This window comes from Pseudoalteromonas sp. CNC9-20 (assembly GCF_022347875.1).
Taxonomy (GTDB): domain Bacteria; phylum Pseudomonadota; class Gammaproteobacteria; order Enterobacterales; family Alteromonadaceae; genus Pseudoalteromonas; species Pseudoalteromonas ruthenica.
In genome coordinates this window covers 613,031-625,464 of the sequence record NZ_JAKRFS010000003.1, presented here as the reverse complement: position 1 = coordinate 625,464, position 12,434 = coordinate 613,031, and the positions used below count along the sequence as shown (strand labels likewise).

Genomic DNA, 12,434 nt, shown 5'->3' with positions numbered 1-12,434 from the left:
GGCGGCAATGAAACGTACTAGCAAACTTAAACTGACACTTATGCTCGGTGCCAGTGCCGGACTGAGTGGCTGCACCGACCCTGAAGAACCAGCACTATTATTTACCGATGTAGATGATTGCACCGACTTTGGCGTCGAACGCGATGTATGCCAAGCACAATACCAACAGGCCTTGGCTAATCACGATATTGAAGCGCCAAAGTACGCCAATGAAAACCTCTGTGAAAATGACTTCGGGTTTGAGCGCTGTGAGCAAGAAGGCAGTATTTGGCGACCCATTATGGCAGGCTTTATGATCGCCGCCGTCGCTGAGGCGGTGGATGAAGGTTTAGACCTTATGAAGAAGAAGAAAAAACGCAAAAAATACGCGTTTTTAGGGGGGAATTACTACTCAGGTGCGAAGCCCCTTTATCGCTCACGCGATGACTTTTTCAGCTTCCGCAATGCCAACAACGATTACATTGGCTCAGTCAACAATCGCGGCACCACTATGGTGAAAAAGTCTAAAGTTAAATACGCTTCTAAGCCCAAGCGCGTTACTCGTAGCCGAGGAGGCTTTGGCCGCCGTGCTTCATCACGTAGCTTTGGTGGGTAGATGTTTCGCCACCCTATTGCTGAGCGGCCGGATTTAGCCGCTCAGGCCGATTATTTCGGCTTTGATTTTTGCCGCATTGATGGTGAAAAGTACTGGGATGAAAGCGCTTATTACCAATTCACTCTAGAGCAAATTGAGAACGACTTAGAGCAACCGACCAATGAACTGGAGCAAATGTGCTTGCAGTTAGTCGACAAAGTTGTACGTGACGAGTATTGGCTGCGCAAGTTCGCTTTGCCCGAGCAGTACTGGGACTTTATCGCCACCAGTTGGCACAACAAAGAGCCTAGCCTATATGGCCGTATGGACTTTAGTTACCACGGCAACGGCCCAGCCAAATTACTGGAGTACAACGCCGATACCCCCACCTCCATCTATGAAGCGGGTTTTTTCCAATGGCTGTGGCTGGAACAGCAAGTAGATAGAGGCAAATTGCCACGGCAAAGTGATCAATTCAATAGTATTCAAGAGGCGCTCATTGAGCGTTTTAACTTCTTCTCTAACCGCGAATTGCTGCACTTTGTCCACAGTCGCGACTCCATTGAAGATAAAGGCACCGTCAGTTATTTACAGGACTGTGCCTATCAAGCAGGCATGCCCACGGCGCGCATGGCTATTGAAGATATTGGCGTTGATGAGCACGGCCAGCTCACTGACCTAGAACATGCTCCTATCGCGCAACTCTTTAAACTTTACCCTTGGGAAGAGTTGCTGCATGACGACTTTGCCCCCCATGTGCTCAGCACCGACACCCTGTTTGTCGAGCCGCCTTGGAAGGCTGTGTTATCGAATAAAGCCATATTACCGCTGCTGTGGCAAATGTTTCCCGGCCACCCGAATCTCCTAGCCGCCTACTTTAGCGGTGAAGAAGGCGATGGGCTGGAGCAAGGCTTTGTGAATAAACCCCTGTTTAGCCGCGAAGGCGAGAATATCACTTGGGTGCATCCAGACAAGGGCCGTGTGCACCAAAGCGGTAGTTACGGTAGCGAAGGCTTTATTACTCAAGCGTTAGCACCCTTACCCGTGTTTGCCGGTAATCACACCTTGATCGGCTCTTGGGTCGTCGGACACCAAAGTTGCGGCCTCACTATTCGCGAAGATGACGGCCCCATCACCAAAGATACCTCTCGGTTCGTCCCTCATACTATTTTAGGGTAATTACTCTTCACTTTATTTCATATGTCGGTACAATCGGTGCCGATTTTATGAATACCAGATTAATAAAGGACATATCTTATGTACTCTCGAAAGGGAATTTTTGCTGCGGCTGCAGCGCTTACCCTATTTGGCTGCGGCGGCAGCGACGATAAACAGCCTGACACTCCCACACCACCAGCTCCCCAAAACCAGGCCCCTATCATCGACCTTGTCACAAAAGTGGATGTAAAAGAACGTGATATGTTGGAAATTGAGGCGACGCTCTCAGACGATGGTGAAATTGCCAACATTGAATGGCAACAAATTGCGGGCAATACGCTGCAATTAGAGACCACCAATACAGCAACCCTTAGTGTCCAAATTCCTAATATTGCACAGACGCAAACCTACACATTTAGTATCACCGTTACCGATGATGAAGGAAGCACAACCACTCAACAAGTGGATGTAAATGCACAAGCATATGCGCCATTACAGACAGAAATGATCGCTGATAATGCTTTAATGCAGTGCTTAGAAGATAACAACGTTGATACCGCTTTTACCTCAGTCTCATGTGATGGCTATACAATTAATAATATCGCTGGTCTAGAGCAGCTCTCTGAGCTTAGCGCATTAACGCTGACTAATGCTGGCTTAACAACTATCCCAGATTTGCAAGCGCTGACAGCGCTAGAAAAGGTGAACTTCAATCGCAACCCTATTAGCAATATCGCGAATCTTGTACCTTTAAACCAACTTACCTCATTATCACTCGACTCCTTAGCAGCAATAGAGCCGTCACTAAGCTCAGTTAACCTTTCAGCTGTAAAAAGCCTCACTTTAGGGTGCACATCAGGGTGCTACAATGCTTCGCTAGACTTAAGTCAACTCAACAAAGAATCCATGATAGCGCTTGATGTGTCTGGAATAAGGGTAGCCAACTTGAGTGAGCTTAAGTATTTTACATCTCTTGAGGTACTGTCTTTAGGTGCCCTAAGTTATGATACTTACGGCTTAACAAGCCTAAGCTTCCTTCAGCACATGCCTGAGCTTAAAACTCTGAAACTGAACAACCATTATATTACCGATGTATCGGCGTTGTTCCATACGCCCAAGTTAACTACTCTAAGGCTAGAAGGTAAGGCTATAGATAGCTTTAGCGCTCTCTCTCACCTAACCGAGTTACAGTCATTACATATTGAAAGCAACTACGGGCAGCAACTAGCCTCAGATGATATCGAAACAATCGCTGCACTAAATAACCTTACATCATTAACGATTAGCGGCTATCGCTTTGATGGCGCACGCTCTTTCAAGCAGCTAACCGCGTTGGAAGAGCTTGCCCTGATTAAAACAAACACATCCTCGATTGGCTTTATTCGTGAGTTCTCGAACCTAAAGACGCTGACGTTGGATAGTAACGGTGACCTTAATGATATTAGTGCTATTGAGGGCTTGAACTTAACCACGCTTACATTGCGTAATTTATACGGCCTAAGTTACTTCGACTATATTGAGTCACTAACACACTTGCGTAAGCTCAATATAAGTGGGAATTCGTCAATGTCATTTGACTTAGTAATTCTAAAGGAATTAAGCAACCTTGAAGAGCTCAGTTTATCTGATATTGATTTAGAAAATACAGGTGCTTTGAACCAATTAGTTAGCTTGCAAAGCTTACAACTAAGTAGAACAGGCCTTGAGGTTATACCTCCACTTTATAATTTAGAGCAATTGCAGAGCTTCACAGTTCAAGATAACTATGAGCTAGCAGATGTTACTGCACTCGACGGCTTGGTAAACCTAGAAAACTTAGTTATTTATAATAGCAAGTATATAAACGACGTATCATTTTTAACTTCTCTTACCAAGTTGAAAACACTGCACCTTACTCGACTTCCACAGTTAGTTTATTTTCTTGATGCTGTAAGTGAATTAAGTGCATTAGAAAAACTAAACTTAAGCGAGAGTGAAAACCTCAAGTGCTCTGAATTAGAAATCTTAGAACAGCAATACAATATAAACAGTATAGAGCGCTCTAGCTCATGTCTTGAAAAAGAAGTAAACATGGATGCTTTTTCAGATCCCGGGTTATATCAATGTATTGCCAACCACAAACAGAATTACCCGAATTTGCTTGATAGCAATAAATTTATTGGCTTAAATTGTCATGGTAACTATGAAGTGCAAAGCTTAGATGGTTTAGAGCAGTTTGAAAATCTAAGACATCTTAATGCAAGTACTTTCGCTCGCTCTTTAAGCGGTTTAGACAAGCTTACCAAACTTACCCAGCTAACACATGTTGACTTTTCAGATTCAAATAACGCACTGCCTTTGGTTCAGGTATTTAACGCACTGCCAAACTCTGTTGTTGGAATAGATATTGGTAATTCAAGTATTGCCGATTTCAATGCACTTAAGCATATAAAGGAAAATGTAGAATCCTTAGATGTTAGCAGAACTAACCTCAGCACAGTTGAACCTTTAATGGGTCTAGTGCACCTAGATAACCTTGATTTATATTTTAATGATATATCATGCTCAGACATGGAATCACTTAAAGCTGCATTGCCAGACACATATATTGGCTATTTTGATTGTCAGCAATAAGTGAAAATAATAGGGCTATTCACCAGCATCGAATAGCCCTATTGCTCAGTCATTAGTAAGCGCCACATAGACTTTCAAGCAAATCGTTACTCTGTTTTTTAGCTCCTCTCCAAACGATTTAAAGCGCGGCGAATGACTCATTTATCAGCATAGCCGACCTTCGCTTTCACGTACTAATCGAGATAACTGCGTAAATCGCATTCCTAAAACGCCGCCCTCGTTCGTTAATAGATTTACAAAGCCAAAAACCATTGGTTTTGCTCATAATAAAAACGAAGGGGCCAAAATGAACCAGCACACACTTCAGTATAAAAAACACCTTATTGCGCTTGCTATAAGCAGTGTACTTTTCAGTAGCCAAGCGTTCGCCGCTACAGAATCACAACAACAATCCGATAAAAAGCAGTTGCTCGACCTTGAGCGCATAGTGGTCACAGGGAGTGGCGGGCGTGGGCAAACCAAGCTTGAGTCATCGGTGTCTATCACCACCTTGAGCGCCGAAGATCTCGCCCGCGAAGCACCGCTCGGCACGGCTGACTTACTGGAAACCGTTCCCGGGTTTTGGGTTGAAGACTCTGGTGGTGAAACCAACAATAACGTCGCTCCACGGGGTCTTCGCGGCGGCGAAGGATTTCGCTATATAGGCGTGGAAGAAGATGGGCTACCGGTGGTCTACGACGGCGTCTGGGTCGATTTTTATCAGCGCCAAGACATTACAATCGAGCATATGGAAGCGGTTCGCGGTGGCACCTCGGGCTTGCTAACCACCAATGGTCCGGCTGCCTTGGTGAACTTTATTACCCGCAAACCCGATAGCGTTGAAGAAGCCACCATTCGCTTAACCACCGCCGACTATGGCATGTACCGCAGTGAGTTCTTTTACGGCACCCCTATTAGCGATGATTGGAAAATGTCGTTGGGCGGTTTTTATCGACGCTCAAACGGAGTCAGAGATACCGAATTTACGGCAGACCATGGCGGCCAGCTGCGCATGAGTTTAGTTCGAGAGTTTGATAAAGGTCAGTTAACTTTATCTGCCAAGCATTTAAACGATCACACCACTTTCTTCGTGCCGATCCCCCTGCAAAACCAAGATGATCCCGAGGGCATCCCCGGTGTCGACCCGCAACATGGCACCTTAATAGGTAATGGCCAGCGGCTGTTACAGTACTTGCAACAAGATGGCAGCTATCAAACCCGAGACCTTAAAGATGGGCAGCATACTAAGTTTTCTACTTTAGGATATAACCTGGATTGGGAGCTCAACGATCGCTGGCTACTCGACACCGCCGGGCGTTACTCTCGCTTTGAGAATGACATGTATATCCTGCTGAACTTTGATAACTCCACGCTTATCAATGCCAACGAGCGCCTAGACCAGCAAGATGTCACCGCAATGTTGACACAATTCGCCGATGAGGGCGCTGTTGCAGCGCGATATCGTTACGTGGATAACGGTGAGCTACTGACAGATGTCAGTAACCTCAATGGTAATGGTTTGGTCACCACAAGCTACCCTTTGTACTCACAATACCAAGCCGAGCAGTTCGTAAATAAACTGAGCTTTACCTATGAAGGCGACCAACATACAGTGACAATGGGTTGGCTATTTGCTTATGTTGATGCCGATGCACTGCCGGTTGATCAGTGGCAATCACAGTTCCTTACAGAGGTAAAAGACAACGCCCGGTTGCTCGATATCGTTGCCGTAGACAATAACCAGCAGGTGATAGGTCAACTCACCGATAGAGGCTCTACAGGGTATGCACCCGGATGGGGTCAAGCGACCGCTTTTGGCACCAGTACCTCGCATTCTTTCTTTATCAATGAGCAGTTTCAGGTAACGGATAATCTGCGTATAGACGGCGGCCTTCGCCTCGAGTGGCTAGAGCTTGATAGTACTGCGTCGGGCACCGAGTTTGCACAGCCGGTAGACGGTGCATTTGACGCTGATGGCAACGATACCGACAACAACCTAGCTAATAACTACGTTGATACACCTTCGCGGCAATTCTTATCGAAAACCCGCAGTGAAACCGAGACAGCCTGGACCGTCGGTTTTAATTACCGCCTCTCTGAGAGTGTATCGACCTTTGGTCGTTATGCTGATGCCTTTGAAATGCCGCGCTTAATGAGCTTTGGTCAGAATATTCATGCCCAAAACGAGGCAGACTTTAACGACAGTGTAAACCTGACCTTTGGCGAGCTTGGGGCCCGCTACTCGGGTGCGGACTTGGGCGCTTCTGTTACCTTATTCCGCACTAAGTTTAATGACTTAGTTGAACGTAACTTTACCGGCAATGATGGCCAAGTCGCTAATCAAGTAATTGACACTATTACCGATGGCGTCGAATTCGAGGCCGTATGGCAAGCCTTGGATGATATACAGCTGACCTTAACCGGGGTGGTACAAGATCCAAAAATGGAGGGCTTCACGGGCGCCTTTGCACATTGGCAGGGTAAACAGGTTAAGCGCACTCCGAAGGTGCAACTACGACTCACCCCAACCTATTATTTTGACGATGGCGATGTGTACTTAACCATCCACCACTTAGGTGAGCGTTACTCCGATGGCGAAAATAAGTTTGTTCTTCCCGACTATACCACCGTGGATATGGGCGTTAACTACCGCTTTAACGACACCGCTGCGTTGCATGTTAAAGCGACAAACCTCACCGACGAGCTAGGTCTAACCGAGGGCAATCCACGTGCCGTAAACGATGTTCAAGCGGGCTATGACTATTACTACGCCAGGCCTATTCTGGGGCGCACAGTGAGTGCCTCATTAACGCTTAACTTTTAATGTTCCCCTACTAATTAGCGCTTTGCCCAGTGCCAATTAGTACACCCAAGCCCGCTGTTGCGGGCTTTTCTCAGGAATTGACTATGAATGACAGTACCCTTTCTTACTACTTATCCAGTACCTTGATGGCATTCGCATTGTTTTTCAGCTGCCAACAGGCGTATGCCGAGATCACCCCAAAACCCCATCATATTGCCTATGCACAAGGCCAGTTTGAGCTCACTCAGGAGACCGAAATAAGCTTTAATCACCCCGATGCTAAGCCGGTCGCTGAGTATTTGGCAGAGTTTTTACGCCCGCCCACAGGCTATTTACTGCCTATAACCAAGCAAACGCGTAGCCAAAGAGACGTCATCACGCTGCATCTTGTGGATAGTGCGCTTGCCGAGGAGCAATACCGACTAGCAGTGAGTGCACAAAGCATAGAAATAAGTGCGCGAACGCCAACGGGACTATTTTGGGCGGTGCAATCATTGCGGCAATTACTCCCTGCAGAGATAGAATCGCGCATGCCTATAAACCAAGCCAGTTGGGCAGTCCCCCAAGTGACCATTAACGATAAGCCGCGCTTTAAATACCGTGGTATGCACTTAGATGTAAGCCGCCATTTCTTCGATGTCGATTTTGTAAAGCGCTACATCGATTGGTTAGCCATGCATAAATTTAATGTCTTTCAATGGCATTTAACCGATGACCAAGGCTGGCGCATAGCCATTGATGCCTATCCGAAATTAACTGAAATTGGCGCCACCCGCCCTCATACTGTGGTGGGTCATACCTATGACTATCAACCGCTGTTTGATCAGCAACCCGTTTCTGGCTTTTACACCCAAGCTCAGATAAAAGAAGTGATAGCCTATGCACAGGCCCGCCATATTGAGGTAATACCAGAGATTGATATTCCCGGGCACACCAGTGCCTTGCTGGCCGCTTACCCGGAACTTTCTTGCCATCAACAGCCGGTCAAAGTACAACCCCAATTTGGTATTTTTGAGGACGTACTTTGCCCCCGAGAGGATGTATTTGCATTTTTAAGCACAGTGTATAAAGAGGTGGCCGAGCTTTTCCCTAGCCAATATATTCACATTGGCGGCGATGAAGTCATTAAAAAGCAATGGCTCGCTAGCCCCTTTGTAAAGCAGCTCATGCGTGAACACCAGCTCAGCACGCCTGAGCAAGTACAAAGCTACTTTATAAAGCGCGTCGCGAATATTGTTCAAGCGCAGGGCAAAACAGTGATTGGCTGGGACGAAATTTTAGAAGGGGGTGTCGCAGAGGGGGCTGTGGTGATGTCTTGGCGCGGGACGCAAGGAGGGATAGCCGCTGCAAAACTGGGTCATCAAGTGGTAATGAGCCCCTATCAGTATATATACTTTGACGCTTATCAATCGCGTAACCTCGATGAGCCCAAGGCCATTCATGGCCTTTCCACACTCAAAAACGTTTATCATTATGAGCCCCAGCCCAGCCATTTGAGCCCCGAGCAGCAAGAGCTCATCATTGGTGCGCAAGGTGCTTTATGGACGGAGTATATAAAAACACCGCGCCACGCCGAGTATATGGTTTTTCCGCGCTTAAGTGCGTTGGCCGAAACCTTATGGTCTGCAAAAGCAGATAAGTCGTGGTCTGAATATAGCCAACAGCGCTTACCCAAATTAATGCAGCGCTACCAAAAAATGCATATAAATGCCGCCACCAGCGCCTACAAACCCACCATAAGCAGCACGATAAAAGGCGAGCAACTACAGGTATCCATGCGCACTGATATCGAAGGCACTGAGATTTACTACACCCTCGATGGCAGCGAGCCGACACTCACCTCGTTACGTTATCAGCAACCTATTATTATCAGCGAGCGCACGCGCGTGCGGGCGCGCAGTTTTGCAAAGCCGCTCGGGCAATTGGTAGGAGACGCACAGCTTACCTTAGCGCCGCACCTCGCACTGGGGAAAGAAATAAGCTTTAGCTATCCGCCAGCAGAAGGCTCTGCCACTAAGCTGCAAGATGGTCAGTTTGCCTATGATCAATTTTACAGCGTCAATGACTACGCCATTTTTTATGATAGCGACCTTGAAGCGGTCATCGATTTAGACAGCTCAACCTTAGTCGAGCGCGTAGAAATAGGCTATAACAGCGGTCGTCATCGACAACTGCATCCGCCAACAAGCATCAAGATATGGGGTTCTAACGATAACAAAAACTGGCAACCGCTGGCCCACATTCAGCAACCACCCGGGCCCATGTCGATTCTCTCTTTTGCGGCCACGCGTGTACGCTACCTCAAAGTGAGTGCCATCAATAGTAAGCAATCTCAGGATATACAAATCCCCAAATTGCCTTTATACATTGATGAAATAGCGGTGTATTAACCTTTTAAGCCCTAGTACTAAATACGTATTTAGGGCTTATTGCTATTTTTTATTCCCAAACCTTAACGCTAAGACGTTTATAGCAATAGAGCCACTTGCGGTACTCGCTCTCACTACACAATAACAACGTCTTAGGAGCCCTCATGGTTGCAAAACTATCTACATTCACACTCGCATTGGCAGGCTTGAGCTTATTGAGCGCGAGCCAGTTAGCCGTTGCTCAGCCCCATCCTGATAACCTCGATTTACACTGGCAAGTGGTCGATCACGGAATTGGCGAGAATATCTTTCTTGGCAGTTTAACCATTACTAATAACGGCACGGAGCCACTTTCAGAGTCTGGATGGGCACTGTATTTCAGCTCAGTGCGCCCCCCAGCCAGTGTGTTACCAAGCGGTGATGCTAATGGCGATTATGCGCGTCAGCATATAGCAGCGCAAAACCTCAGTTTGGATAATGCCGATGTCGCTAAAAGCGGCGATTACTTTGTGTTAAAGCCGCAACCTGGCTTTGAGCCCATACAACCAGGGCAGTCGCGAGAGATAGAGATAATCGCTCAGTACTGGCAAATGCTTAAAAACGACTCGCCTTCTAGCTTTCATATCAGTTATGACGGACAAACGCCTCAGGCTGTGCTGGTGAATGTCACCATGGATCCCAGCGATCCGAAACAAACCACTCAAGCCAGCAATGACACTATGCCAGTGCAAACCACGGCACTGCGATTTACAGAGAACAACACAGCGCTCACTCCCTTAGCCTTGCAGCATCAATTAGTGCCACAGCCTTATTCCGTCGAGCATAAAAACGATGAGTTTCTCACCCTAATGAGCCAATTAACCGGTATCTCGGCGCCCTCCTCTTTGGCCACGGAAGCGGCCTATTTACAAACGGCGCTCGGCGACATTCTCAGTGGTTCTTTTGCCATTAATGGCGCTGCGCAAAATGGCCCTAACCACATCACTTTGCAACTAGATGCTCAGCTCGATACCAACAACGATGGCCAACCGGATGCCGGCGGTTATCGCCTTGAGATAGATGCATTTTCCGGTATTACTATCACCGGTCGCGATGCCCAAGGGGTGTTTTACGCCATCCAAACTTTGCGCCAATTAATTCCTACATCCGTATATAAAAATGCAGTTAATTCAAATACCTTGGCTGATAATGCAGTGCTGCCAGCAAGCACGATTTTGGATGCCCCTCGCTTTGCTTATCGAGGCATGATGCTCGATGTCTCGCGTAACTTTCAATCCCTTGAAACTGTTTTTAAATTATTGGATTTAATGGCGTTTTATAAGCTCAATAAATTTGAGATTAATGTTGCTAATGACGAGGGATGGCGCTTAGAAATACCTGGGCTGCCCGAGCTCACTGAGTTTGGTGCCAAGCGCGGACACGACCTTGAAGAAACCACGATGTTGCATACCTTTATGGGCGCAGCCAATGAATTTGCGCCCGGTGACGGCATCGACAACAAACCAGCCGATAAAGTCGCGGCTAACTTAGGCACAGAGCCACAGTTCCAAGGGTTTGAAATCGCTCAGCAAAACTTCCTTGGCAAAGGCTGGGGTTATTATAGCGTTGCAGAGTTTCAAGAAATTCTGCAATACGCGGCAGACCGCCATATTGATGTCATTATTGAGTATGACTTCCCCGCCCATGCCCGCGCCGCCATCAAAGCCATGGAATACAGATATAACAAATACAAAGACACCGACCCGGTTGCCGCCAATCAATACCGATTGATTGACCCACTCGATGAGTCTCAGTACTACACTCCGCAGTTTTACACCGACAATTTTGTCAACCCAGCGCTAGAGGGCACCTTTACTTTTCTCAACCATGTAGTCAGAGAGACTCGCGCTATGTACGATGCGGTGCCCGATGCCAAGCGCACGCGCTTACACGGCGGTGGCGATGAACTGCCGCATTTAGGCGCAAATGAATGGTGGGCCAAATCCCCGGCCGTGCAGGCGAACCCAGCAACAGCAGGGAAAACCGACGCCGAACTATTTGACTACTTTTTCACGCGCTGGAAAGACATCATTAATAGCCATGGCTTTGATATGGCTACCTGGGGCGATGTGCTTTCCCATAACGGCACCGGCAACGTCGATTATGGCAATATATACCCAGTGTTTTGGAATAACGTTTGGGGCTGGGGCAATGAGCATCAAGCCTATAAATTTGCCAACCAAGGCTATAAAGTGGTGCTCGCGCATGCCACGAATATGTATCTCGATTTAGCCTACAATAAGCACCCGGACGAGGTGGGTTATCATTGGGCGGGCTATACGGATACCAAAAAAACCTTTACCTATCGCCCCTTTAATATCTATGCCAATGCCGAGTCTGATAAGCTCGGCAACCCGGTCCCCTGGGGAGAAAATTGGCTGCCATTGAGCGCCACGGGTAAGCAGAATATTGATGGCATTCAGGCGCAACTTTTTGGTGAAAATCAAAAATCCCCTGAGATCCTTGATTACATGACCTTTCCGAAGTTACTCGGAGCCGCCGAGCGCGCTTGGGTACAAACCATGCCCGCTGAAGGCTTAGCAACAGAGCAGGCCTGGGACACTTTTGCGAACACCCTGGGGCAGCACGCTCTACCACTATTAGACTATTACCAAGTGGTCGACATTAATGGTCAAATACCCCATCAGCCTGGCGTAAACTACCGCATCCCCTTACCCGGTGGCGCCATCGAAAACGGTCAGCTGGTGGTTAATACTCGCTTTGCAGGGATGAATACCGAGTACTCCTTAGATCAAGGTGCGACCTGGCATCACTACCAACAGCCAGTTCCACTTACCACCTCGGCGTCAGTACAATTACGCACTGTAAGTGACTCTGGACGAGTGAGTCGAGTGGCCACGTTGTCTGAGTAAATCAAGGCGGCGGGCCTGCACTTAAG

General features: G+C 47.4%; 6 protein-coding genes. All 6 read left to right on the top strand.

Annotated elements, in window-relative coordinates:
* The first annotated feature begins 7 nt into the window (after positions 1-7).
* The 6 genes from MHM89_RS09990 to MHM89_RS09965 all read left to right on the top strand — a co-directional run bounded on the left by MHM89_RS09990 (position 8) and on the right by MHM89_RS09965 (position 12,408).
* Complete coding sequence (locus MHM89_RS09990) at positions 8-595, top strand: DUF1190 domain-containing protein (protein WP_138509870.1); 588 nt, start codon at positions 8-10, stop codon at positions 593-595.
* Positions 596-1,753, top strand: a complete 1,158-nt coding sequence (locus MHM89_RS09985; protein WP_022945796.1) for a glutathionylspermidine synthase family protein — start codon at positions 596-598, stop codon at positions 1,751-1,753. It begins immediately after the preceding gene.
* A 78-nt stretch (positions 1,754-1,831) separates the two neighbouring features.
* The gene (locus tag MHM89_RS09980) at positions 1,832-4,345 is read left to right on the top strand and encodes a hypothetical protein (protein ID WP_239408704.1); all 2,514 of its coding nucleotides are present in this window, start codon (positions 1,832-1,834) and stop codon (positions 4,343-4,345) included.
* A gap of 286 nt (positions 4,346-4,631) precedes the next feature.
* Positions 4,632-7,148: a TonB-dependent receptor gene (locus tag MHM89_RS09975; RefSeq protein ID WP_239408703.1), complete on the top strand. Its 2,517-nt coding sequence runs from the start codon at positions 4,632-4,634 to the stop codon at positions 7,146-7,148.
* Positions 7,149-7,231: 83 nt separating this feature from the next.
* Positions 7,232-9,517: a family 20 glycosylhydrolase gene (locus MHM89_RS09970; RefSeq protein ID WP_239408702.1), complete on the top strand. Its 2,286-nt coding sequence runs from the start codon at positions 7,232-7,234 to the stop codon at positions 9,515-9,517.
* 143 nt (positions 9,518-9,660) lie between these two features.
* The gene (locus MHM89_RS09965) at positions 9,661-12,408 is read left to right on the top strand and encodes a family 20 glycosylhydrolase (protein ID WP_239408701.1); all 2,748 of its coding nucleotides are present in this window, start codon (positions 9,661-9,663) and stop codon (positions 12,406-12,408) included.
* Positions 12,409-12,434 lie beyond the last annotated feature (26 nt).